Here is a 24318-nt window from a genome sequence, read left to right as displayed (position 1 = left end):
GGCGCATGAATACGTCAGAGAGCATTTTTCTGCGGCGCTTTTGCATTTCTATAGGATATTCTTCCATAGATTTGGGTCCACGCCGCAGGATTGACGGTCACGCGGCCTTCACAGGCTCGGCAGGTCGCTGCAACAGAACCGGGGGTGGGGGTGCATCCGGCGACGCGGGCCGCTATATTCACCGCATGAACCGTCGTCTTGCCCTTCTGGCCCCGCTCGCCTTTCTGCTGCCGTTTCCCGCGGCGGCCGAGAAGATCTCGCTTGCCACCCTGTCGTCCTATCTGAACAGCCTGACCACGGTGGAGTCCGACTTCACGCAGGTGAACTCGGACGGGTCGATCTCGACCGGCAAGATCTACATCAACCGCCCCGGCCGGGTGCGGTTCGAATACGCCCCGCCCGACCGCAGCCTGGTGATTGCCGGCGGCCAGCAGGTCGCGATCTTCGACGCCAAGTCGAACCAGCCGCCCGAACAGTACCCGCTGAAACGCACGCCGCTGAACCTGATCCTGGCCAAGGACGTCAACCTGGGCCAGGCGAAGATGGTAGTCGGCCACAGCGATGATGGCACGTCGACCCGCGTGTCGGCCCAGGACCCCGAGAACCCGGAATACGGCACCATCGAACTTGTCTTCACCGACAACCCGGTCGAGCTGCGCCAGTGGATCATCACCGACGATCTTGGTGCTCAGACCACGGTGATCCTGGGCGAGATGAAGAAAGGGGGCCAGATGCGTGCCAGCCTGTTCGACATCACCGCCGAGACGGCAAAGCGCGGGAACTGATCGGCAGGCGGGCCGTGGAAAACGGGCATCATTTTAGACGTTAAGCGATTGTTGAGGTGCGGCTCCTAGGCTTTGCGGGTCCAAGGAGTCCCGCAATGCTGTCGTTCCTCCGCAAATCGCACCCTGCGGCCTGCCTGTCCGGGGCCGACGCACTGGCTGCTGCCCTGACGCGGACCCATGCGATTATCTGGTTCAACCTGGATGGCACGATCCGCGACGCGAACGATCTGTTCCTGGCCACGACCGGCTACACGCGGGATGAGATTATTGGCGCGCATCACCGCATCTTCATGCCGCCGGGCAGCGCCGACCGCCCGGAATACCAGCACTTCTGGGACAGACTTCGGGCCGGCCACTCCCTGTCGCAGACGGTCGAGCGGCGGTCCAAGACCGGCAGTCCCCTTTGGCTTGCGGCAAGTTACACGGCGCTGATGGGACCGGACGGCACGATCGACGGCTTCGTGAAATACGCGACCGACGTGACCAGGCGCACCGACGAAACGCTGGAGGCCGAGGGGATTCGGACTGCAATCGAGCGGTCGCAGGCGGTCATTGAATTCGACACGAACGGCACCATCCTGACTGCGAACCAAAGCTTTCTGGCGGCGATGGGCTATAGCCTGGCAGATCTGCGCGGCAAGCACCATTCGATGTTCCTGATCGACACGACAGCCGATGACCCCGATTACCGCGCCTTCTGGGAAAGTCTGCGCGCGGGCGGCTTTCACACCGGCGAATACTGTCGGCGCAGCAAATCGGGGGGGCGTGTCTGGCTGCAGGCGACCTACAATGCGATCCTTGGGGCCGATGGCAAGGTTGCCAAGGTCATCAAGTTTGCCACTGACATCAGCCAGACCAAGCGTGCGGCACTGGAAACGGCGGGCAGGATCGCCGCCATCGACCGGGCTCAGGCGGTGATCGAGTTTGATCCGACCGGACGCATCCTGACGGCAAACCAGAATTTCCTTGCCGTTGTCGGCTACCGGCTGGAGGAGATCGTCGGACAGCACCACTCCCTTTTCATGCCGCCGGGTGAGGCGGACCTGCCGGCCTACCATGCGTTGTGGGCCAGCCTGCGCGCGGGCAAGCTGATCAGTTCAGAGTTCCAGCGTCGCAGCAAGGCGGGGACCGATGTCTGGATCCTGGCCAGCTACAACCCGGTGTTCGACGCCGAGGGTCGGGTTGAGAAAGTCGTGAAATATGCAACGGACGTCACCGCGCGAAAGCTGGGTACCGAGACCATCGCCCTTGCACTGGACCGGCTTGCCAGCGGGGATCTCGGCTACCGGATCGACACGCCGCTCGTGGGCGAACTTGAAACCGTGCGGACCAACCTGAACGCGACGTTCGATCGTCTGGCCGACACCCTGCACAACGTCAGCCAGAACGCGCGCTCGGTGCAGCACGAATGTTCCAGCCTCAGCAAGTCGGCAATCGACCTGTCCAGCAGGACGGAAAAGCAGGCCAACTCGCTGGCCCAGGCGTCGGGGGCCCTGTCGCAGATGTCACGGTCAACCACCCAGACCAGTGAGCAGACTGCCGAGGCGAGCCGCCTTGCATCCAGCGCCCGCCACAGCGCCGAGGCAAGCAGCGTTGTCGTTATGGATGCGGTGCAGGCCATGTCCCGGATCGCGGATGGCTCGGACCAGATTTCGCGCATCATCGGGGTGATCGACGAGATCGCCTTCCAGACCAACCTCCTGGCGCTGAATGCCGGTGTCGAGGCCGCTCGTGCCGGGGACGCCGGTCGCGGATTTGCCGTTGTCGCGTCGGAAGTGCGGGCGCTTGCCCTCAAATCGTCAACCGCGGCGAAAGAGATCGCAATGCTGATCGGACAGTCCGTGACCGAGGTGAAGACGGGCGAAACGCTGGTGAACCGTGCGGGCGAAGCCATCGGCGAAATTCGCAGCGCCATCACCGAAATTCACGAGCGCATGGTCGAAATCACCCAGGCGACCACGGATCAGACCGGACGACTGAAAGACCTTTCAAAGACGGTGACCGACCTGGACCAGGCCACCCAGCGCAATGCCGCCATGTTCGAAGAGACGGCGGCCGCCACTGCGGAAATGACCCGCGCGGCCGATGATCTGGTGGGCTGCATTGCGGATTTCAGGCTGCGGCCCGAAACCCACGCCAGTCTGGAACTGCGTCAGGCCAGTTGAGCGGACGGATCATCTGGACGCGGACATTTGCCGGGAGCGTTACCGGCAGGACTGCAATTGCTCGCGATAGGTCGCTGATCTGGCCCCCACGGCGGCAGCAACCTCGACCAACCAGGGTTTTCCAAGGTAGCTTTGATTGGCATAGCCGGTGCGGCCTTCGTGATAGGCCAGATACTGCGCCTGGGCGTCGTCCTTCGAAATCCCCAGCGACCGGGCGGATTCGTCCATGTACCAGCCCATGAAATCCGTGGCGTCACCGATGTCGTCGCGCTTGGCCCGCCGCCCGCCGACACTGGCCTGGTATTCCTCCCAGGTGCCGTTCAGCGCCTGGCTATAGCCATAGGCGGTGCTTTGCCGGCCCATCGGGATCACGCCCAGCGCAAAGGTATGCGGAGTGCGCGCGTTGCCGATGAATTTCGATTCCTGGTAGATCGTGGCCATCTGGACATGCACCGGGATACCCCAGCGGCGTTCAGTCTGCTCCATCGCCCGCAGATATTGCGGCCGCTCGCGCAGGATCGCGCATGCATCGTCCAACTGCCTCGGCGCCGAGTAGTTGCCCCCGCCCCCGCAGGACGCAAGACAAAGGACCACCAGCGACGCACGGAGAAACCTGCTCATTTGCCCCTCGTGCACTTTTCTTTTGCAGCAAGTTTAGCTTATTCGGCGCGGGGATGAAATGGGCATTGCCGGACCCGCAGATCAGAAACCCGCGAGGTGCCCGCCGAGAAGGCACCTGCCCGCGGGTTGCCTGACTGTAGGGGTCTGGCCCACAGACTGTTTCCCTCACAGTGGCGCGTCAAAGTGGACAGTTTCGTTGCAAGAGCGTAAAGAAAATCCGGGAGATTGTCAGATGCAGACGACGCACGCCAAGTACCATATCGGGCAGGTGCTCCGTCATCGGAAGCATCCGTTCCGGGGTGTCGTGTTCGACGTCGATGCGATGTTTTCCAATACCGAGGAATGGTACGACAACATTCCCGAAGACAGCCGCCCCTCCAAGGACCAGCCGTTCTATCACCTGCTCGCCGAAAATGGGCAAAGCTACTATGTGGCCTATGTGTCCGAGCAGAACCTGGTCCCGGATGAAACCGGCGAGCCGGTGGATCACCCCGACCTTGGCGACCTTTTCGGCGACTTTGAGGATGGGCGCTATCCGGTGACATTCCAGCTGAACTGATCGGCAGCCGCTTACCACTTGTTCACCCTTTGCCCCTAACCTGCGAGAAACGCAAGCGAAGGGGTGCTCCATGCAACTGCAGACTCAGACTCGTCCCAAGGTGATGTCGGTTTCGGTGATCGACGACAGGATCGACGCCGCGACGGCGATCCAGTTCAAGGAAAAGATGCGCGACCTGACCAAAACCGCACCAAACCGCGTGGTCCTGGACCTTGCCCGCGTCCAGTTCCTGGATTCGTCAGGGCTTGGCGCCATCGTGGCGGTGAAGAAGCTTCTGGGCCCCGACCGGGTGCTGGAACTTGCCGGCCTGACCCCCACGGTCGAGAAGGTCTTCCGCCTGACCCGGATGGACAGCATCTTCACCATCCATCCTTCGGTCGAAGTTGCCATCTCGCATGCTGCCAGCGCCTGATCAGGCAGGAACGGCGGGCGGGCTGCACCTGGTCTTCCTGGCCAGCCCGCTTGCCGTGCGAAACAGCCTGGCGCAGATGCTTGCCGCGCCCGCGCTGCGCAGTCTTTCGCCCGATGCCCGCGGCACGGTCGAGCTTGTGCTGGCCGAGGTGCTGAACAACGTGACGGAACACGCCTATGATGGCCGGCCGGGGCCGGTGGCGGTCACGCTGGTCCCGGTGGCCGCCGGCATCCATTGCCTGGTGGTGGACCAGGGTTTGGTGATGCCGGGCGGCACCTTGCCCGAAGGAAATCCGCCTGACCTGGGAACCCCGCTTGAGACCTTGCCGGAAGGTGGCTTCGGCTGGCACATGATCCGCAGCCTGACCCGCGACCTGGCCTATGTCAGGACCGGCGGCAGCAACCGGGTAAGCTTTCTTCTGCCGCTGGACGCCTAGACAGGTCGCATTCTAGCAATTCGTCACCAGCCTGCCATCAAGTCGTCCCACCTTGGCTGAAGCGGCGGGCGAAACCGGTGTTGCGGCGACACGCTGCCCCCTGGCATCCGGTTCCTCAGTCCCACCCTCTCCCGGATGTCAGGGGTCCTTTCTGCCCTTGGCATCGTCCCGGCTGCGGCCTAGCTTCGTTGCATCAGACTCGGGGGAAATGATGCGCGACCTTCACTTGCCCGGCCGCTCGGCCGTCTATGCCCGCAACGGCATCTGCGCCACGTCGCACCCCATCGCGGCCCAGGTCGCCATCGAGGTGCTGAAATCGGGCGGCAATGCTGCCGACGCGGCCCTTGCCGGGGCCCTGGTGCTTGGAATTGCAGAACCGCAGATGACCGGCATCGGGGGTGATTGCTTTGTCCTTCTGAAACCGGCCGGGTCCGAAGAGATCGTCGCGCTGAACGGCTCGGGCCGCGCGCCCCGGGGGCTGAACGCCGCCGACCTTCGCGCCAAGGGCCTGACCGCGATGCCGATCCAGGCCATCGAATCGGTCACCCTGCCCGGCGCCATCGACGCCTTCTGCCGTCTGAACGCCGACTATGGCATGAAGTCGCTGGCCGAGGTTCTTGCCCCCGCGATCCACTATGCCGAGGAAGGCATCCCCGTCGCCCCCCGTGTCGCCTTTGACTGGGCGGACGATCTGCCCTGCCTGAAGGGTGCCGCGCGCGACTTCTACACGCTGAACGGCCAGGCCCCCACCATCGGCCAGGTCTTCCGTGCCCCCGGTCAGGCCGAAGTCCTGCGCCGCATCGCGCGCGAAGGCCGCGCCGGGTTCTATGAGGGCGAGGTCGCCGAGGACATGATCGCCTCGCTGCAGGGCCTGGGCGGCACCCACACCCATGACGACCTGGCCGCCACCGCCTGCGACTACACCACGCCGGTCTCGGGTCCCTACCAGGGGGTCGAGCTGGTCGAGCACCCGCCGAACGGCCAGGGGGCGACGGCGATCCTGCTTCTGAACATCCTCAAGCACTTCGACCTGTCGTCGATGGACCCGTTCGGCACCCAGCGCGCCCATGTCGAGGCCGAGGCGACGAAGCTGGCCTATGACGCCCGCAACCGTTTCATCGCCGATCCCGACCATACCACCCGGCTGGCGCACATGCTGTCGCCCGACACGGCGGCGAAACTTGCTGCGCTGATCGACCCCAAGCGTGCGATGTCCGCCGCCGCCCCTCTGACCGAGGCGGTGCACCGCGACACGATCTACATCACCGTCGTGGACCGCGACCGGATGGCGGTGTCGCTGATCTATTCGATCTTCTGGGGCTTTGGTTCGGGCCTTGCTTCGTCGAAGTTCGGGATCAACTTCCAGAACCGCGGCGCGGGCTTCACCTTGCAGGAAGGCCACCCGAACGAGGCCGGGCCGGGCAAGCGGCCGATGCACACGATCATCCCGGGCATGATCCGGCAGAACGGCAAGGTGCTGATGCCCTTTGGCGTGATGGGCGGGGCTTACCAGCCTTGCGGCCACGCGCGCTTTGTGTCGAACCTTACCGACTTTGCGCTTGATCCGCAGACCGCGATCGACGCCCCGCGCTGCTTCTCGGGCCCCGAGGGGATGGAGGTCGAGCGTGGCTATTCCGACCAGGTCCGCAGCGACCTGGCCGCGATGGGCCACAAGGTTGTCATTCCGGACACTCCTTTGGGTGGGGCCCAGGCGATCCGCATCGACGGAGACCTCTTGGTCGGAGCCTCGGACCCCAGAAAGGACGGCTGCGCCCTTGGCTACTGACCCCGCCCAGACGCTTGACCGCACGGCGATCACCCAGGCGATCCGCGCCCTGACCCACGGCGAGACGGACAGCGTCGCGCTGATGGCCACCGTGGTGTGCGAGATCCACCACGCGCACCCCTTCTGCGACTGGACCGGCTTCTACCGCGTCACCGCGCCGGAATTGCTGAAGATCGGCCCCTACCAGGGCGGCCACGGCTGCCTGGTGATCCCGTTTTCGCGCGGGGTCTGCGGGGCCGCGGCCCGCACCGGCCAGATCCAGAACGTGCCCGACGTCGAGGCCTTCCCCGGCCACATCGCCTGCTCGTCCTCGACGAAATCCGAACTGGTGCTTCCGGTCTGGAACGGCGAGGGCCGGCTTCTTGGCGTCCTTGACCTTGACAGCGACACCCCTGCCGCTTTCACCAAGGCCGACGAAGATTGGCTCGTCCCCCTTCTTGCCGAGGTCTTCCACGACGCGACCTGACCCTCCAGACCGAGTTGCGCTTTCATCTTTGTGCAAATATCCCACCGGAGGGTCGGAGGGTGTGAAAACCCTCCGGGGCTGGCCACAGGCGCAACGACAGGACACGAAATGACCGAGATCACCCTTCTCGACGGCGGCATGGGCCAGGAACTGATCGCCCGCGCCGGCTCGGACCCGGGGCCGCTCTGGGCAACGCGGGTGATGCTTGACCACCCCGGCCTGGTCCGTGCCATCCACGAGGATTACTTTGCCGCGGGCGCCAGCCTTGCCACGACCAACACCTACAACATCCTGCACGACCGCCTGCAGCCGCACGGGCTGGACGCGCTTTACCACGCGCTGCACCTGCGCGCCCTGGCCGAAGCGCATGAGGCCCGGGCCACGGCCGGTCGCGGGCTGATCGCCGGGTCGATGGGACCTCTGGGCGAAAGCTACCGCCCCGACCTGACTCCGCCAGTCGCGGTTTCCACTGCGCTTTATGCGGAAAAGGCCCGCATCCTTGCCGCCCATGTCGACGTGATCCTGATCGAGACGATCTCGTCGCTGGACCTCGCCCGCGGTGCGCTGCGGGGCGCGCGCACGACCGACCGCCCGGTCTGGCTCTCGGTCTCGGTCCAGGACCGCGACGGCACGAAGCTGCGGTCGGGTGAGCCTGTCGCGGCCTTGGCCGAGGTCCTGAGCGAGACGCCCGCCGACGCCGTCCTGGCCAACTGCTCGATGCCCGAGGCGATGTCGGCCGCCCTCGCGGCACTGAAGCCCCTTGGCCTGCCCTTCGGGGCTTATGCCAACGGATTTTCCGAGATCACGCCGCACACGCACGGCACCAGCGCCCCCGACTATTGCGCCCGCCACGACCTGTCGCCCGAGCGCTACGCCGATTTCGCGCTTGGCTGGGTGGCACAAGGGGCCACGCTGATCGGCGGCTGCTGCGAGGTTGGCCCCGCGCATATCCGCCACCTGCACGCCCGCCTGACGGCGGAAGGCCATACGGTTGCATAAGCCCTCGCTCATCCGGGATTTCGCCTACGACCCGCCGGACAGTCCGTTGCAGATCCTGCACGAGGACGCGGCGATCCTGGTGCTGGACAAACCCGCAGGCCTGTTGACCGTGCCGGGCAAACTGGAGAACCGGCAGGACTGCCTGATCTCCCGCCTGCAGGCAGCGCGCTGGAATGCGCTGACGGTCCACCGGCTGGATTGCGACACCAGTGGCGTCATCATCTTCGCCCGCACCAAACAGGCCCAGGGCTTTCTGGGGCAAGAGTTCGAAAAGCGCCGCGCGCAGAAGACCTACATCGCCCGGCTGAAGGGCCGTCTGGAGCCCGACAGTGGCACTGTCGATCTGCCCGTGGGAAGCGACTGGGACTACCGGCCGCGCCAGAAGGTGGACCCGGTGAAGGGCCGCCCCGCCGTCACCGACTGGCAGGTGCTGGACCGCAGCGACCAGGAAACCCGGGTGCGCCTGACACCGCATACCGGGCGCAGCCACCAGTTGCGCGTCCACATGCTCGCGCTGGGGCATCCGATCCTGGGCGACCAGATCTACGCGCCCGAGACGCTGGCCGACCACACCCGCCTGATGCTGCATGCCGAGACGCTGGGCCTTCACCATCCCACCACCGGCGAATGGGTCAGTTTTGCGGCCCCCGCACCGTTCTGAACGGTGTTAAGCAAGTGTCAAGCTTGAGGGTTAACTCTGGTCCGACCGAACCCGGGGGCCGGAATGCTGACGACGATCTTCACGCTGCGCTATGCCATGATCACCTGGCCTGCGATCCTGGTGGTCGTGGCCGCCCTCTTGATGCTGGCCTTCCCGACGCAGGACTGGTGGCTGCTCCCCTTCGGGACGCTTTGCCTGGCGTCGGTTCTGCTTGGCCTGCGTGACCTGCGCCAGACCCGTCACGCGGTCCTGCGCAACTACCCCGTCGCCGCCCACCTGCGCTTTTTGCTGGAGGCGATCCGCCCCGAGATGCGGCAGTACTTCTTCGAAGGCGACAAGGACGGCGCGCCCTTCCCACGGGACAAGCGCGCCATCGTCTACCAGCGCGCCAAGCGCGATCTCGACAAGCGACCCTTCGGCACCCAATACGACGTCTACCAGCAGCACTACGAATGGCTGCACCATTCCATCGCCCCGAAACCCGCCCTGACGCATGACAAGCTGCGCACGATTGTCGGGGCAAGCTGCGCCCAGCCCTATTCCGCCAGCCTGCTGAACATCTCCGCGATGAGCTATGGCTCGCTCTCGGCCAATGCGATCCGGGCGCTGAACAAGGGGGCGAAGGCGGGCGGGTTCTACCATGACACGGGCGAAGGCGGGGTCTCGCCCTACCACCGAGAGCATGGCGGCGATCTGGTGTGGGAACTTGGCTCGGGCTACTTCGGGGCACGGACGGCGGACGGCGGCTTTGATCCCGGAAAGTTCGCCGAGACCGCGGCGGACCCGCAGATCCGGATGGTCGAGCTGAAGCTGTCACAAGGCGCCAAGCCCGGCCACGGCGGGGTGCTGCCTGCCGCGAAGGTGACCGAGGAGATCTCGCGCATCCGCGGCGTGCCGATGGGGCAGGATTGCGTCTCGCCCGCCAGCCATGCGGTGTTCTCGACGCCCATCGGCCTGCTGGAATTCGTGTCTCAGATGCGGGATCTGTCGGGCGGCAAGCCTGCCGGGTTCAAGCTCTGCATCGGCCACCCGTGGGAGTTCATGGCGATCTGCAAGGCGATGCTGGCAACCGGGATCACGCCTGACTTCATTGTGGTCGACGGCAAGGAAGGCGGAACGGGTGCCGCCCCGCTGGAGTTCATGGACCATGTCGGCATGCCGCTCCGCGACGGCCTCAGCTTCGTCCACAACGCGCTGGTCGGGATCGGCATGCGGGACCGGGTGAAGATCGGGGCCAGCGGCAAGATCACCTCGGCCTTCGACATCGCCCGCGTCATGGCGCTGGGGGCCGACTGGTGCAACGCGGCCCGCGGGTTCATGTTCGCCGTGGGCTGCATCCAGGCGCAGTCCTGCCACACGGGGGCCTGCCCGACGGGCGTCGCGACGCAGGACCCGCTGCGGCAGCGGGCGATCGTGGTGCCGGACAAGGCGGAACGGGTGGCCAGCTTCCACCGCAACACGCTGCATGCCCTGGCCGAGCTGGTGGCGGCGGCAGGCGTCTCACACCCGTCCGCGCTCAAGCCGCACCACTTTCTGCGGCGGGCCTCTTCCGACAAGGTGATCTCGCTGGCCGAGCAATACGAACAGCTGGCCCCCGGTCAGCTGACGGCCGACCCGTCCTCGTCGCCGCGGTTCGCCGAGGCTTGGGCCTGGTCCTCGGCCGACACCTTCGCGCGCGCCGGATAAGGCCGCTGTCCACCTCGGATACGGGCCTGGTCCGCAAGACCCTTGCGCAGGCGTAGGGTGGGCGATTCGCCCACCTTCCCGGCCCTGCGCCGCAGAAGCCTTCAATCAGGTGGCATGCTCCAGCTTGCCCGGCACGCGAATCCGGCCAGACGCGACGGGAACGGCACTGCCCGCAACCCGGACCGGGCCGATGACCCCGCCACGCAGGACAACCGTCAGCCCGATGTCGCTGGGCCGCCCCATCTCCACGCCCTGCCGCAAAGCAAAGCGCGTCTCGCCCTCGGCCAATGCCCCCGACGCCAGAAGTTGCGCGGCCAGGATCGCGCTGGCCGAGCCGGTCGCCGGGTCCTCGGGGATGCCCGCAGTGGGCGAGAACATCCGCGCGCGGTAATCGCAGTCCGGCCCCGGCGTGTAAAGATAGATGCTGTCCACCCCGCCGGCCTGCATCTGTTCGGACCAGATCGGCTGGATCGGGCGGGCCCTCGCCAAGGCAGCCAGGGACGCGACCGGGGCGTAAAGAAACCGCGGCCCGCCCTGCCAAAGACCGGGGTGATGGCTGGCAAAGCCGATCTCGCCGACCGGCAGCCCAAGGCTTGCAGCCAGTCGGGCGGGGTCCAGCGCCGCCGCAAGGTCGGGCGCATCGGTCACGGCATGCGGGATCACGGGGGCGACGAACTCGGCCCGCGTCTCGGCCCCCTGCCGCCAGACGCGGACGGGCACGAGGCCGGCCTCTTCCTCCAGCAGGACCCGGGTCTCGAAGTCCCCGGGCCCCGCGGCCGCCGTGGCCAGATGGATCGCGCAGCCGATGGTCGGATGACCGGCGAAAGGAATCTCGGCCGTGGGAAAGAAGATGCGGACGCGGGCGGTGTGGGCCGGGTTCACCGGGCGCTGGACAAAGATCGTCTCGGACAGGTTGAACTCGCGCGCAAGCGTCTGCATCTGGCCCGGCGTCAGGTCGTCGGCGTCCAGAACGATGGCCAGCGGGTTGCCCGCAAAGGCCCGGTCGGTAAAGACATCGCAGGTGTGGAAGGTCAGCACCTAGACCAGCATCCCGCCATCGCTGTCATCGCCCGCCTCTTCCAGCAGGCGGTCCAGATCGGGGATCGAGACGTGGCGGTTGCCCTCCAGCGTGATCACCCCGTCCTTCTTCAACGCGGAAATCTGACGGCTTACCGTCTCCAGCGTCAGGCCCAGATAGTCGGCCATTTCCTCCCGCGTCAGCGGCAGATCGACCGAAAGCGGGCCGGACCTCTTGCGCGCCTGCAGCGCCGCATCACGACGGGCGATGATCGAGATCAGCGATGCGATCTTCTCGCGCGCCGTCTTGCGCCCCAGAAGCAGCATCCATTCCCGCGCGGCGTCCAGCTCGTCCAGCGTCATTTCCAGCAGACGCTGGGCGATGTGCGGCGTGGTGGACATCATCTCTTCGAAGGGCTTCTTGCGGAAGCAGCACATCACCAGGTCGGTGGTCGCGGTCACGTCGAAGGCGGCGGTGGACCGGCCCGGGCGACCGACAAAATCCGACGGCAGCAGCAGACCCACCATCTGGCGGCGGCCGTCCTCCATCGTCTGGGTCAGCGAGGCGATGCCACTGACCACCGAACCGACGAATTCCATCCGGTCACCGGACCAGATGACCGTCTGGCCCGCCTGGAAGCTGCGATAATACTTGATCTGCTCCAGCTGCGAAAGCTCGTCCGTTTCGCAGCGCGCGCAGACCGCCCGATGCCGGATCGGACAATCGCCGCACTGAACGTGAACCGAGTGATCGTGCATCGGTTTTCCAGTCCCTTGATCTGAGTCAAGGAGCGACCTTGACACTCTTTCTATCTTAACCGCATGACACATGACCCGCAACTCGCCCGGCTTGGGCTATTCGACGCACGCGTACCGCGTTACACGTCGTATCCGACGGCCCCACACTTCGGGTCGGACATTGGACCGTCGGATTTCGCCCGATGGATCGAGACGATACCGCAGGATAGCGCAGTCTCGCTCTATATACACGTGCCTTTCTGCCGACGGTTGTGCTGGTTCTGCGCCTGCCGGACGCAAGGCACGACCTCAGACGAGCCGGTCATCGCCTATGTCGAGACGCTGAAGGCCGAGATTGCGCTGTTGCGCACGCATTTGCCGCGCGGTGTGCGGCTGTCGCGGCTGCACTGGGGCGGAGGGACGCCGACGCTTTTGTCCCCCGACCTGATGCGGGGTCTGGCGGACACGATCTTCGACGTGGTGCCCCTGGCCGAGGATGGGGAATTCTCGGTCGAGATTGACCCGAACGAGATTGACGATGCGCGGCTGGATGCGCTTGCGGCGTCGGGGATGAACCGGGCCTCGATCGGGGTGCAGGACTTCGACCCCGTGATCCAGAAAGCGATCGGGCGCGAACAAAGCTATCAGCTCACCCGCGATGTGGCCGAACGCATCCGGGCGCGCGGGGTGGCCAGTCTGAACGCCGACATCCTGTACGGATTGCCGTTCCAGACCGGTCCGCGGATTTCCGATTCGGTGCAGAAGTTGCTGACATTGTCGCCCGACCGGGTGGCCTTGTACGGCTATGCCCATGTCCCGTGGATGAGCCGCCGGCAGCAGATGATCCCCTCGGACGAGATGCCGACCCCCGAAGAACGCCTGTCGCTGTTCGAAACGGCGCGGCAGCTGTTCCTGTGGGATGGCTATGTCGAAGTCGGGATCGACCACTTCGCCAAGCCCGAGGACGGGATGGCAAAGGCCTTGAAGGCCGGGACCCTTCGGCGGAATTTCCAGGGCTATACCGACGACACCGCGCCGACGCTGATCGGGCTGGGCGCCTCGTCGATCAGCCGCTTTCCGCAAGGCTTCGCCCAGAATGCCTCGGCCACGGCGGCGCATACCAAGGCGATCCGCGCGGGGCAGTTTTCGACCCACCGGGGGCATGTCTTCACCGGCGAGGACACCCTGCGGGCCCGGATCATCGAGGCGCTGATGTGCGACTTCTTCGTCTCGCGCGACGAGCTTCTGCGCGACTATGACGTGACGCCCGCCGCAGTCGAAGCCCTGTTCCAGCGCGCGGCCAGAGAGTTCGGCGACATGGTGCAGGTCAGCGACGAGGGCTTCCGCATCCCCGACCGTGCGCGGCCCTTGACCCGGATGATCGCACGGGCCTTCGATGCCTATGACAGCGAGAAGGCCAAGCACTCCTCGGCGGTCTGAGGGCGCCGGAATTCTGGAAGATTCCGGTTCGGATCCTTTGAAGGCTCCGGTCCGATTTCTTTGAAGACATCGGCAGTCAGGTGCGGGACAGACGCGTCAGAAGCTCGACCTGTTTCGGCAAGCAGACCGAGCGCAGGTCGTAACTGTCGCGCACCATCTGGCGGGCTGCCTTGCGCATCGGATCATAGGCTTCGGGCCGGGCCAGAGCGTCGCTCAGCGCGGCAGACCAGCCCGCGACATCGAAGAAATCGACCAGCTTGCCGTTGACCCCGTCCTGGATCACCTCGGCCACCGGCGCGGTGTTCGAGCCGATGACCAGTGTCCCCGCCGCCATCGTCTCGACCATCGACCAGGACAGGACGAAGGGATAGGTCAGATAGGCGTGAACGCGAGAGACATGGATCAGATCGACCAGCCGGTCATAGGGCAGCTTGCCGGTGAAATGCACGCGGTTCAGGTCGATGCGGTCCTTCACCTCGGCCAGGATCAGGTCCTTCCAGGTGCCGCCGCCCTTGGGCGCAGTGCCGTAGCTGACGCCCGTCTCGCCCACGATCACCACCTGCGCATTGGGCCGGGCAGCCAGCACTTCGGGCAGCGCGCGCAGGAAGATGTGACAGCCGCGATAGGGTTCGAGGTTGCGGTTGACAAAGGTCAGGACCTCGTCCCCCCGGGCCAGCACCCGACCATCGGGCAGGGTAAACCGCGCCTGCGGGTTGGGGGCCAGGCGGTCGCAGTCGACGCCGTCGAAGATCACCTCAAGCTGTCGGCGCAGAACGGGGGGATGCGTGCTGGCCTGCCATTCGGTGGGCGAGACGCCCGCATCGGCATGGACCAGCGCCTGCGCCAGATAGGCGGCGCGGGATTGCGAGATCATCACCTGATCAAAGCCCTGGGCCTGAAACTCGGGATCAAAGCCAGTGTCCGCGCCGATGCCGCGATAGTAGAATTCGGCGAAGACCAGCAGCTTGGCCTCGGGCCAGACCTCTTTCAGAAACAGCGTCTCGCCCCAGCCGGAATGGCCGTAGATCACGTCCGGCACATAGCCTTCGGCCCGCATCCTGCGGGCGTGGCGGGCGACGGAAACGCCCCGGTCGCTCATCACCGTGAAGTTGCGTCCCAGGCGGGTGGCCCTGGCGTCCACCTCTTGCGGCTTGTGGGTGTAGCGCAGGATCGGGACGGGCGAGGTTTTCAGGTTTGTGGCGTCGGTCAGGGCCCGCACGTCGTGACCAAGGCGCTGCATCTCGGGCGCGAGGTGCAGGAACTGGCCGGGAAAATTCTGGTGGACGAAGAGAAGCTTCACATTCCGGGTCCGAAGGCTGCCGCCATCAGAGCCTTCGTATAATCGGATTTCGGTTCGGTAAACACGGCCTCGCAATCGCCGGATTCCACAACGTCACCGGCTTGCATCACCATGACCTTGTGCGCCATCGCGCGGATCACCCGCAGGTCGTGGCTGATGAAGATGTAGGCGAGGCCCCATTTCCGCTGCAACTCACGCAACAACTGGACGATCTGGACCTGCACCGTCATGTCCAGTGCGCTGGTCGGTTCGTCCAGCACGACCAGCAGCGGCCGCAGGATCATCGCGCGGGCGATGGCGATGCGCTGGCGCTGGCCGCCGGAGAATTCGTGCGGGTACCGGGCCATCATCGCTGGGTCCAGGCCGACCTCGCGCATGATGTCGGCCACCATCTCGGTCCGGTTGCGACCGGGTTCGACACCGTGGACGCCAAGGCCCTCGGCGATGATCTGTTCCACCGTCATCCGGGGCGAGAGGCTGCCGTAGGGGTCCTGGAACACCACCTGCATGTTGCGGCGGATCACCCGCATCGCCTTGCGGCCCCTGGTGTTCGCAAAGTCAGAGCGGGCGGCGTCGATCAGCGCGTCCCAGCCTTTCGGCCCCGCCTCGGCGCTGCGGCGGGACGGCGCACCGTCCCAGGTTTCGTCCAGCCGGCTGATGTCGCGGCCCAGGAACACGACCTTCCCCTGCGAGCCGATCAGCCGCAGGATCGCCAGCGCGAGCGTGGTCTTGCCGGACCCGCTTTCGCCGACGATGCCCAGGGTTTCCCCGGCGCGAACGGACAAGTTGGCATCGTTGACGGCCTTCACATGGCCCACGGTGCGGCGCAGCAAACCCTTGTGGATCGGGAACCAGACGCGCAGGTTTTCCGTCCGCACGATCTCCTGCGACCCGGTCGGGACGGGTTCGGGACCGCCCTTCTGTTCGGCAGCCAGAAGCTTTTGCGTATAGGGGTGCTGCGGGTTGGCGAAGATGTCGGCGGTCGGGCCCTGTTCGACAATCTCGCCGCCCTGCATCACGCAGACGCGGTCGGCGATGCGGCGGACGATGCCAAGATCGTGGGTGATAAACAGAAGGCTGAGGCCCTCGGCCTGCTTCAGGTCGGCCAGAAGATCCAGAATCTGCGCCTGGATGGTGACGTCCAGCGCCGTGGTCGGCTCATCCGCGACCAGAAGCTCCGGCCCGTTGGCCAGTGCCATCGCGATCATCACGCGCTGGCGTTGGCCGCCCGAAAGCTGGTGCGGGTAGGCGCCAAGGCGGCTTTCGACGTCACGGATGCCGACCTTGCCCAGAAGCTCGATGATCCGCGCGCGGGCTGCGGCTCCGCTCAGGCCCTGGTGCAGGGCCAGGCTTTCGGCCAGCTGCTTTTCAATGGTGTGAAGCGGGTTCAGGCTGGTCATCGGCTCTTGGAAGATGAAGCTGATGTCGTTGCCGCGGATCTTGCGCAGGTTGGCCTCGGTCGCCCGCACCATCTGCGACCCGCGATAGGTGATCGAACCCGAGACCTCGGCACTGTCGCTGAGAAGCCCCACAGTCGACAGCGCGGTGACGGACTTGCCGGACCCGCTTTCACCGACCAGCGCGACGGTTTCACCCTTGGCAACGGTGAAGGATACCCGCTTCACAGCCTGAATGATGCGGCCGTCCTGGCGAAAGCTGACGGTAAGGTCCTTGACCTCCAGCACACTCATCTAAACGTCTTTCGGGGGTCGAAGGCATCGCGGACGCCTTCGAAGATGAAGACCAGAAGCGACAGCATGATGGCGAAGGTGAAGAAGGCGGTGAAAGCCAGGAACGGCGCCTGCAGGTTCTGCTGGGCTTGCCGGGTCAGCTGGCCCAATGACGGCAGGTCCGAGGGCAGGCCGAAGCCCAGGTAGTCCAGCGTGGCCAGGCCCGCGATGGTGCCGGTGATGGCGAAGGGCAGCATGGTCAGCGTGGCGACCATCGCGTTGGGCAACACGTGGCGAAACATGATCTGCGGGTCCGAGACGCCCAAGGCCTTGGCGGCGCGGACATACTCGAAATTGCGGGCGCGCAGGAACTCGGCCCTGACGACGCCGACAAGGCCGGTCCAGCCGAAAAGGACCATGAGGCCGACGAGTAACCAGAAACTCTTGGCCCAGATCGCGGTGATGATGATGATCACGTAAAGGGTCGGGACCGAGGACCAAAGCTCGATGAAGCGCTGGAACAGCAGGTCTGTGAGGCCGCCGAAATAGCCCTGCACGGCCCCGGCGGCGATGCCGATGACCGAGGTGAGGGCCACAACGATCAGCGCGAAGGTGACGGAGAGGCGGAAGCCGTAGATAACCCGGGCGAGGACGTCGCGGCTGGTGTCGTCGGTGCCCAGCCAGTTCTGCGCCGAGGGCGGGCCGGGGGCCACGCCACCGGTGTCGACGATGGTGTTGTACTTGTAGGGGATCGGCGGCCAAAGCATCCAGCCTTGCTGCACGGGTTCACCCAGGGCGGTGCCTTTGGTTTCAGCCTCGGCCTTGATGCCCTGCGGGTCATCCCAGCAATCCAGCGACCCGCCGGTGACGATCAGGCACTGCACCTCGGGCGTGGTGTAGTTGGCTTCGGTGCGCAGGTCGCCGCCGAAGGCCACCTCGGGGTAGAATTTGATGACCGGGGTGTAGTAGCTGCCCTGGTATTGCACCAGGATCGGGCGGTCGTTGGCGATCAGCTCGGCAAACAGCGACAGGCCGTAGAGGATCAGGAAGATCCACAGCGACCAGTAGGCGCGGCGGTTGGACTTGAAGTTGCGCCAGCGGCGCTGGTTCAGGGGCGAAAGGGCCATCAGTCGCGCCTGTCAAAGTCGATGCGGGGGTCGACGAGGACGTACATCAGGTCGGACAGGATGCCGACGACCAGGCCGATCAGCCCGAAGGCGAAAAGCGTGCCGAAGATCACCGGATAGTCGCGTTCGACAGCGGATTTGAAGCCCAACTGCCCAAGGCCATCCAGCGAGAAGATCACCTCGATGATCAGGCTGGACCCGAAGAACACCCCCAGGAACAGCGCTGGGAAGCCCGCGATGACGATCAGCATGGCGTTGCGGAAGACATGGCCGTAAAGCACCCGCGCCTCGGACAGACCCTTGGCGCGGGCGGTCAGGACGTACTGCTTCTTGATCTCGTCCAGGAAGCTGTTCTTCGTCAGCAGGGTCAGCACCGCGAAGGACGAGATCAACTGCGCCGTCACCGGCAGGGTGATGTGCCAGAGGTAGTCGACGATCTTGCCCCAGAGGCTCAGTTCTTCCCAGTTGTCGCTGGTCAGGCCGCGCAGGGGGAACCACTGGAAATAGCTGCCGCCGGCGAACATCACCATCAACAGGATGGCGAAAAGGAAGCCGGGGATGGCATAGGCGGCGATGATGATGCCGGAGGTCCAGGTGTCGAAGCGCGAGCCGTCGCGGACGGCCTTGCGGATGCCGAGGGGAATGGAGATCAGGTAGGCGATCAGGGTGGACCAGAGGCCCAAGGTGATCGACACCGGCATCTTTTCCAGGATCAGGTCCACGACCGAGATCGACCGGAAGTAGCTTTCGCCAAAGTCGAAGGTCAGATAGTTCCCCATCATCATGAAGAACCGTTCCGTCGCGGGGATCGCCTCTTTCCGGCACTCCGGCGCCGTGACGGCCGGCTCGCCGGTGAAGCCTTCATCGCAGACGATGCGGGCGAAGCCGAACTGCACTTCCAGCTTGGCCAGGAATTCCGGGGGCAACCCGCGGGCGCCCTGATAGCCGGAGTCTTCCTCTTGCACCCCGCCGCCTTCGGTGCCCGAGATGTTCTGGATGGAATCGCCCTCGCCCTCCAGCCGGGCCAGGACCTGCTCGATCGGACCGCCGGGGACGAATTGCGTCAGCGCGAAGTTGATCAGCATGACCCCGAACAAAGTCGGGATCACCAGCAGCAAGCGGCGAAGGATGTAGGCGCCCAAAGTCCCCGACCGTCCCTGTTACTTCAACGCGCCACTGGCCTTCAGCGCCTCGGCCTTTTCGGGGTTGTACCACCAGAACGCAAGTTCGCCTACCGCATAAGGCGGCAAAGTCTCGGGCCGTTCGTACATGTTGTAGTAGGCGACCCAGTTGTCCTTCTTGTAGTAACGCGGGACCATCACGAATTCCGACCGCAGCACCCGGTCCAGCGCCTTGACGACGTTGGTCAGGTCCTGGCGGCTGGCCGCGGCTTCGACCTGGTCCAGCAGCTTGTCCACCGCCGGATTGGCATAGCCCATCCGGTTGCGGCTGGAGTTGTCCTTGGCGACCGAAGCCCAGGCCTGCTTCAAGACGCCCCCCGGTTCCAAACCGCCATTGACGACGGTGGTCGGCAGCGCGTCGAAATCGAAGTTCGGTGGACTGGCGCGTTCCTGCAGTTGCGGGTCGTCGATGATGTCAAAGCTGGCGTCCACGCCCAGCGCGCGCAGGTTTTCGACATAGGCGTTCATCACCGGCAAAAGGTCGGTGCGGGAATGGACCATCTCCATCCTCAAGGTCTCGCCCTTGTCGTTGCGACGGATGCCGTCGTCACCGGCGACCCAGCCCGCCTCGTCCAGCAGTTGCGACGCACGACGGAGGTTCCTGCGGTCAAGGGCAGTGTCGGCAGAAGACACCGAGCCCACCGGCACTTCGTCGGTCAGGATGGTGGCGGGAAGCAGGCCTTCGTCCACCAGGGGCTGAAGGATCGCCGCTTCCTCGGGCGTGGGCGTGCCCACGGCGGCCATGTCCGAATTTTCCCAGATCGAGTTCACCCGGGCGAACAGGTCATAGAACAGCGACTTGTTCGACCATTCGAAGTTGAACATCACGCCCAGCGCCTCACGCACACGGGGGTCCTGGAACTGCGCGCGGCGGAGGTTGAAGATGATCGACTGGCCGCCCGCGATGTTGCCCGAGGGCAGCACTTCCTTGACCACGCCACCCGACTGGACAGCGGGGAATTCGTATTCCAGCGCCCAGCGCTTGGGCAGGCTTTCGTTGCGGAAGGTGTAGACCCCGCCCTTGAACGCCTCGAACGCGGCATTGTCGTCGGCGAAGTATTCGATGCGGATGCGGTCAAAGTTGTTCTGGCCGACGTTCAGCGGATGCTTCTCGCCCCAATAGTCCATGTCGCGCGCGTAGATCACCTGCTGGCCGGGCTTGAAGCTTTCCAGGACGTAGGGCCCGGTTCCCAGGAAGGGCTCCAGGCTGGATTTCTCCAGATCGCGCTTGTTGTCTTCGTAGTCCTTCTTGGAAAAGATCGTCAGGCTGCCCGCCTGCCCCGGCATGTCGCGGAAGGGCGTGCCGGGGGTGAAGGTAAACTTGATGCGGTAGGGGTCCAGAACTTCGACCGACTGGAACTTGGCGTTGGCGACGCTGCGGTATTCCGGGATGCCCTTGTCGCGGAACAGCTCGTAGCTGAACAGCACGTCCTCGGCCGTCATTGGCGAGCCGTCCGAGAACTTGACGTCCTGACGCAGGTTGAAGATCACCCAGGACCGGTCCTCGGGATATTCCATCGTTTCGCACAAAAGGCAGTAGGCGGCGCTGATGTCGTCGGCGGTGGCCTGCAGGATGGACTCGTAGAAGATCGAGGCCAGCGCGGCCGAATTCCCTGCAATGGCATAGGGATTGAAGCTGTCAAAGCTGCCAGGTGCCCACTGGCTCATCTCGCCGCCCTTCGGGGCGTTCGGGTTGACGTAGGGAAGATGGGTGAAGTCGGCGGGCAAGGCGAGGTCGCCGAAGGTGGAAATCCCGTGCGACTTGATCACGGTTTCCGCCCGTGCAGGCAGGGCCAACGCGCCCAGCGCCACGATCAGCGCCCCGGTCGCGACCACGGGGCCGACGTTGGCCCGTACCACTTTCGCCTGTGTTGTCACCCGCTTGCCTGTCCGCATCCGTCCGCCTCCCTGCTTGCCGCCCGGCTTATTCATTTATGCTATTTCGCGCTTTGTCGAGGCAACAACCCGCGATTGCCTGCGCGTTTGCGTGAGCGCAAAGAAAAAGCCGCCCGGGTGGGGCGGCTTTGCGTGTTTCGGCAGCGTCCGAAAATCAGGGATTCGCGGCCAGGTAAGCAATGACGTTGGCGCGGTCTTCCGGCTTTGGCAGGCCCGCAAAGGCCATCTTCGTGCCGGGCATGTACTTCTTGGGGTTTTCCAGGAAGGCAAACAGGGCCTCGGGCGTCCAGGGTTCGGCCGCCAGTGCCAGGTTCGCTTCGGAATAGGCATAGCCTGCAGCGGCCGCATGGTTGCGACCGACGACGCCGTTCAGGTGCGGACCAACGCCATCATTGCCGTCCAGCTTGTGGCACGAGCCGCATTTCTTGAACACCGCCTCACCCGCCGCCGCGTCGCCAGCCGCCAGCAGAGCCGCCACGTCGATGGTTTCACCCTCACCCTCGGCCGGGGCAGCCTCTTCGCCGGTGTCGATGGTGTAGGCCTGGGCAAGTTCACCCTCGGCATGTTCGCCGTGACCGCCGCCCACAGTGTAAAGCGAGTCGGAGGCCCAGCTCGCCAGCATCAGGACCAGAAGCGAGCCGCAGACTGCGCCCACGGCCTTGGTCATCGTCATCGTGTCGAACATGGTCCACCTATCCCGCAGTCTAAAGTTGCGCGGTATGTATCCGCTTCCACAGGCCGGTTTCAAGGTGTAGACGCGCGACGAAACGCCCCGTGGGGCAGGTTTTCGACAGGGGATGACGTCACATGGCCGGTCGCATCGCGTTTCAGGGCGAACTCGGGGCCTATTCGCACCAGGCCTGCCAGCAATCGCGCCCGGATTTCCAGCCCGTGCCCAGCACCACGTTCGAGGAAGTGGTGGACAAGGTGGCGCGCGGCGAGGTCGACCTGGGGATGCTCGCGGTCGAGAATTCGACCTATGGCCGCGTTGCCGATGTCCACTCGCTGCTGCCCCGCGCCGGGCTGCATATCGTGGACGAGGCTTTCGTCCGGGTGCATGTCAACCTTCTGGGCGTGCCGGGGGCGACGCTGGCCGACGTGAAGGAAGCCCACGGCCATGTGGTGATCCTGCCGCAATGCGCGGGGTTCCTGAAGGCGCATGGCATCCGCGGCAAGGTCAGCAGCGACAACGCCCGCGCGGCGCGGGAAGTGGCCGAGGGCAAGGACAAGTCCAGGGCGGCGCTGGCCAGCGAGCTTGCGGCCGAAATCTACGGGCTGGACGTGCTGGCCCGGCATATCGAGGACCACGCCAACAACACCACCCGGTTCCTGGTCATGTCGCGCACCCCCGACCATTCGCGCCGCGGCCAGGGGAAGATGATCACCACCTTCACCTTCCGGGTCCGCAACATTCCGGCCGCGCTTTACAAGGCGATGGGGGGCTTTGCGACCAACGGGGTGAACATGACCAAGCTGGAAAGCTACATGGTCGGCGGCACCTTCACGGCAACGGAATTCTACGCCGACATCGAGGGCCACCCCGAGGACCCGAATGTCGCCCTGGCGCTGGAAGAGCTGCGCTACTTCACCTCGGAAGTGCGGATACTGGGGGTCTACCCCGCCGACCGCGAGAGGGGTCAGGCGCCGACCTGAGCCTCAGCCGCTTAAGCCTGCACCTGGCTAAGCCTGCACCTGGCTGCGTTCGTAGCGGTCCTTGATCCGCCCGCCGATCTGGCCCAGACGAGCCTCGAACTTGGCCTGGACCCGGCCCTTGGCCAACCGCATGGTGTTGATGAACAGGCGCGCCGAAAGTGTCTTCGGCTTGAATTCGACATCGACCCGCAGGCGGCTGCGGCGCGGGGACAGGACCATCACCTCGAACCGGGCAGACCCTTCGATCGTGGGTCCATCCATCGTCAGCACGACGCGCTGGTTCTCGACCAGTTCGGTGATGGTCAGCTGTACCTTGCGGACCTTGCCGCGGAACTGCCCGCGAACCCGCCAGGCCGCACCAAGCCCGGTGGCCGGAGTGCCGGGAGGACGCTCGACCTCGGCCCCGTTGCGCACGGCGTCACGCTCCCACGAGGGGTGATCGACCAGCGTCGCAAAGACGAAGGCCGCCGGAACCTCAAGATCGGTCTTCGCAGTCAGTTTCATCTTCACTCCGAATACTTTGGACAGGCACTTCGGACAGCAACGGGTTCCCGTTCCGGCTTACCAGCTACATTGTTTCAATCAAGCCGGTCCGCAAGCCAGTTGCGCAAAATGAAATTCGCAATCGATCCATGCCGCGCCGGGCGGATCACCGGATGAAGCCCGGCAAAGGACTGAACCAGCTCTTCCCGCGTGACCCAAAGCGCCTGCTCCAGCTCTTCGGGGTCGACCTGGATGTCGCGGCCCAATGCCTCGGTCCGCGCACCGATCATCAGCGAGGCCGGGAAGGGCCAGGGCTGGCTGGCCAGGTACGAGACCGCACCGCAGCGCACGCCGGTTTCCTCGGCCACCTCGCGGCGGACGGCAGCCTCGATCGTCTCGCCGGGTTCGACGAAACCGGCAAGCAGCGAGAACATGCCTTCGGGCCAGCCGGGACTACGGCCCAGAAGGACAGAATTTCCGTGGGTGACCAGCATGATGACCACGGGGTCGGTGCGCGGGAAATGCTGCGTGCCACAGGCCGGGCAGGACCGCTGCCAGCCGCCCACAGCAAGGTCGGACCGGGCCCCACAGGCCGAGCAGAAGCCGTGGCTGCGGTGCCATTGCAGAACCGCCTTGGCCGTCGCCACCAGTTCCGCCTCGCGCGCGGTCAAGTCGGTCATGACCCCGCGCAATTCGACAAAGCCCTCGCCGTCGGTCAGGGCCGGGTGCCGCTGCACCGTGGCGTCGAAGAACCCGGCTTCGGGCGCATCGGCCCCGGCCTCGGGCGACCAGTCGGACAGGTCGGCCGCAAAGCGCGGCGTGCCATCGTCCAGCCCAAGAAAGACCGGAGGCCCGGCCAGCGCAAGCACCGGATGCCCGGCCGGAACCCAGCCGGGCCGCGCGCCGCGCATCAGGGGCTTGCCGCGCCACAAAGGCAGGACGGCCCCCCGCGACAAGGCGTCGGCCAGCCCTGCGGCATCGCGCCGCAGGCTGGCGTGTCGATCAAGGCCCGATCCGCCGAAGGTCACGGTTTCTGCGATCTGCATTGCGAAGGGGCTTTCGTTGCTAAAGGTTCCGCCGACGCGACCCTCAACCGCAAAGCAGAAAAGATCAATTCCCATCCACTGCGGCGTTAACAACCTGCGCGGGAATAACGACAATTTGCCATAACATTGACACAACCGGAACGATACATCGGACCCATGCCGGGTTTGCGTCTGGATGCAGGCTTGGTCAA

General features: G+C 65.1%; 23 protein-coding genes. 12 read left to right on the top strand and 11 right to left on the bottom strand.

The window, feature by feature from the left end; all coding sequences use genetic code 11:
• The first annotated feature begins 185 nt into the window (after positions 1-185).
• Both U1E69_RS17850 and U1E69_RS17845 read left to right on the top strand, forming a co-directional pair.
• Positions 186-785 carry an outer membrane lipoprotein carrier protein LolA gene (locus U1E69_RS17850; protein ID WP_322245773.1) on the top strand — a complete coding sequence of 200 codons (600 nt, stop codon included), beginning with the start codon at positions 186-188 and terminating at the stop codon, positions 783-785.
• A gap of 95 nt (positions 786-880) precedes the next feature.
• On the top strand, positions 881-2950 hold the full coding sequence (locus U1E69_RS17845) for a PAS domain S-box protein (protein WP_322245772.1): 2070 nt from the start codon (positions 881-883) through the stop codon (positions 2948-2950).
• 39 nt (positions 2951-2989) lie between these two features.
• On the opposite strand, the gene U1E69_RS17840 is transcribed toward U1E69_RS17845, so the two are convergent.
• Positions 2990-3571 carry a lytic transglycosylase gene (locus tag U1E69_RS17840; RefSeq protein ID WP_322245771.1) on the bottom strand — a complete coding sequence of 194 codons (582 nt, stop codon included), beginning with the start codon at positions 3569-3571 and terminating at the stop codon, positions 2990-2992.
• A 232-nt stretch (positions 3572-3803) separates the two neighbouring features.
• Here U1E69_RS17840 and hspQ point away from each other — a divergent pair, with 232 nt between their 5' ends.
• From hspQ to U1E69_RS17800, 8 genes are all read left to right on the top strand, one after another.
• The gene (gene hspQ, locus U1E69_RS17835; RefSeq protein ID WP_137109145.1) at positions 3804-4130 is read left to right on the top strand and encodes a heat shock protein HspQ; all 327 of its coding nucleotides are present in this window, start codon (positions 3804-3806) and stop codon (positions 4128-4130) included.
• Between the two features lie 70 nt (positions 4131-4200).
• Positions 4201-4542, top strand: coding sequence for an STAS domain-containing protein (locus U1E69_RS17830; RefSeq protein ID WP_322245770.1), 342 nt, complete (start codon positions 4201-4203; stop codon positions 4540-4542).
• Entirely contained in the window at positions 4526-4978 is a 453-nt protein-coding gene (locus U1E69_RS17825; RefSeq protein WP_322245769.1) for an ATP-binding protein, read from the top strand. Before U1E69_RS17830 ends, U1E69_RS17825 begins: the two co-directional genes overlap by 17 nt.
• A gap of 211 nt (positions 4979-5189) precedes the next feature.
• Positions 5190-6764: a gamma-glutamyltransferase family protein gene (locus U1E69_RS17820; protein ID WP_322245768.1), complete on the top strand. Its 1575-nt coding sequence runs from the start codon at positions 5190-5192 to the stop codon at positions 6762-6764.
• The gene (locus tag U1E69_RS17815) at positions 6754-7230 is read left to right on the top strand and encodes a GAF domain-containing protein (protein WP_322245767.1); all 477 of its coding nucleotides are present in this window, start codon (positions 6754-6756) and stop codon (positions 7228-7230) included. Before U1E69_RS17820 ends, U1E69_RS17815 begins: the two co-directional genes overlap by 11 nt.
• A gap of 108 nt (positions 7231-7338) precedes the next feature.
• Positions 7339-8229: a homocysteine S-methyltransferase family protein gene (locus tag U1E69_RS17810; RefSeq protein ID WP_322245766.1), complete on the top strand. Its 891-nt coding sequence runs from the start codon at positions 7339-7341 to the stop codon at positions 8227-8229.
• The gene (locus U1E69_RS17805) at positions 8222-8890 is read left to right on the top strand and encodes an RluA family pseudouridine synthase (RefSeq protein WP_322245765.1); all 669 of its coding nucleotides are present in this window, start codon (positions 8222-8224) and stop codon (positions 8888-8890) included. The genes U1E69_RS17810 and U1E69_RS17805 overlap by 8 nt, the downstream gene beginning before the upstream one ends.
• 63 nt (positions 8891-8953) lie before the next feature.
• On the top strand, positions 8954-10576 hold the full coding sequence (locus U1E69_RS17800) for an FMN-binding glutamate synthase family protein (RefSeq protein WP_322245764.1): 1623 nt from the start codon (positions 8954-8956) through the stop codon (positions 10574-10576).
• 105 nt (positions 10577-10681) lie between these two features.
• Here U1E69_RS17800 and U1E69_RS17795 read toward each other — a convergent pair whose 3' ends face one another.
• Positions 10682-11614 (bottom strand): PhzF family phenazine biosynthesis protein, encoded by a 933-nt coding sequence (locus tag U1E69_RS17795; RefSeq protein ID WP_322245763.1) that lies wholly within the window; start codon positions 11612-11614, stop codon positions 10682-10684.
• Positions 11615-12352, bottom strand: a complete 738-nt coding sequence (fnrL, locus tag U1E69_RS17790) for a transcriptional regulator FnrL (protein ID WP_322245762.1) — start codon at positions 12350-12352, stop codon at positions 11615-11617. It lies immediately after the preceding gene.
• Positions 12353-12415: 63 nt separating this feature from the next.
• On the opposite strand from fnrL, the gene hemN reads away from it, so the two are divergent.
• Positions 12416-13771 carry an oxygen-independent coproporphyrinogen III oxidase gene (hemN, locus tag U1E69_RS17785; RefSeq protein ID WP_322245761.1) on the top strand — a complete coding sequence of 452 codons (1356 nt, stop codon included), beginning with the start codon at positions 12416-12418 and terminating at the stop codon, positions 13769-13771.
• 76 nt (positions 13772-13847) lie between these two features.
• Here hemN and U1E69_RS17780 read toward each other — a convergent pair whose 3' ends face one another.
• The 6 genes from U1E69_RS17780 to U1E69_RS17755 all read right to left on the bottom strand — a co-directional run bounded on the left by U1E69_RS17780 (position 13848) and on the right by U1E69_RS17755 (position 21630).
• Entirely contained in the window at positions 13848-15071 is a 1224-nt protein-coding gene (locus U1E69_RS17780; RefSeq protein WP_322245760.1) for a glycosyltransferase, read from the bottom strand.
• Entirely contained in the window at positions 15068-16762 is a 1695-nt protein-coding gene (locus U1E69_RS17775; RefSeq protein ID WP_322245759.1) for an ABC transporter ATP-binding protein, read from the bottom strand. The genes U1E69_RS17780 and U1E69_RS17775 overlap by 4 nt, the downstream gene beginning before the upstream one ends.
• Positions 16759-17868, bottom strand: coding sequence for an ABC transporter permease (locus tag U1E69_RS17770; protein ID WP_322245758.1), 1110 nt, complete (start codon positions 17866-17868; stop codon positions 16759-16761). Before U1E69_RS17770 ends, U1E69_RS17775 begins: the two co-directional genes overlap by 4 nt.
• Positions 17868-19010, bottom strand: coding sequence for a microcin C ABC transporter permease YejB (locus U1E69_RS17765; RefSeq protein WP_322245757.1), 1143 nt, complete (start codon positions 19008-19010; stop codon positions 17868-17870). Before U1E69_RS17765 ends, U1E69_RS17770 begins: the two co-directional genes overlap by 1 nt.
• 18 nt (positions 19011-19028) lie before the next feature.
• Positions 19029-20945 (bottom strand): extracellular solute-binding protein, encoded by a 1917-nt coding sequence (locus U1E69_RS17760; protein ID WP_322245756.1) that lies wholly within the window; start codon positions 20943-20945, stop codon positions 19029-19031.
• A gap of 154 nt (positions 20946-21099) precedes the next feature.
• The gene (locus U1E69_RS17755; protein WP_322245755.1) at positions 21100-21630 is read right to left on the bottom strand and encodes a cytochrome c family protein; all 531 of its coding nucleotides are present in this window, start codon (positions 21628-21630) and stop codon (positions 21100-21102) included.
• 122 nt (positions 21631-21752) lie between these two features.
• Between U1E69_RS17755 and U1E69_RS17750 the strand changes: the two genes are divergently transcribed.
• A complete protein-coding gene (locus tag U1E69_RS17750; RefSeq protein ID WP_322245754.1) occupies positions 21753-22598 on the top strand; it encodes a prephenate dehydratase in 846 nt (281 codons plus the stop codon).
• A 27-nt stretch (positions 22599-22625) separates the two neighbouring features.
• On the opposite strand, the gene U1E69_RS17745 is transcribed toward U1E69_RS17750, so the two are convergent.
• Both U1E69_RS17745 and nudC read right to left on the bottom strand, forming a co-directional pair.
• Positions 22626-23102, bottom strand: coding sequence for an SRPBCC family protein (locus U1E69_RS17745; protein ID WP_322245753.1), 477 nt, complete (start codon positions 23100-23102; stop codon positions 22626-22628).
• Positions 23103-23176: 74 nt separating this feature from the next.
• The gene (gene nudC, locus U1E69_RS17740) at positions 23177-24127 is read right to left on the bottom strand and encodes an NAD(+) diphosphatase (protein WP_322245752.1); all 951 of its coding nucleotides are present in this window, start codon (positions 24125-24127) and stop codon (positions 23177-23179) included.
• Positions 24128-24318: the final 191 nt, after the last annotated feature.

Origin of the sequence: Tabrizicola sp. (assembly GCF_034366665.1) — a bacterium.
In the GTDB taxonomy this organism is placed as follows: domain Bacteria; phylum Pseudomonadota; class Alphaproteobacteria; order Rhodobacterales; family Rhodobacteraceae; genus Tabrizicola.
Note: the sequence above shows the minus strand (reverse complement) of the source record. Positions and strands in the feature narration are given on the sequence as shown.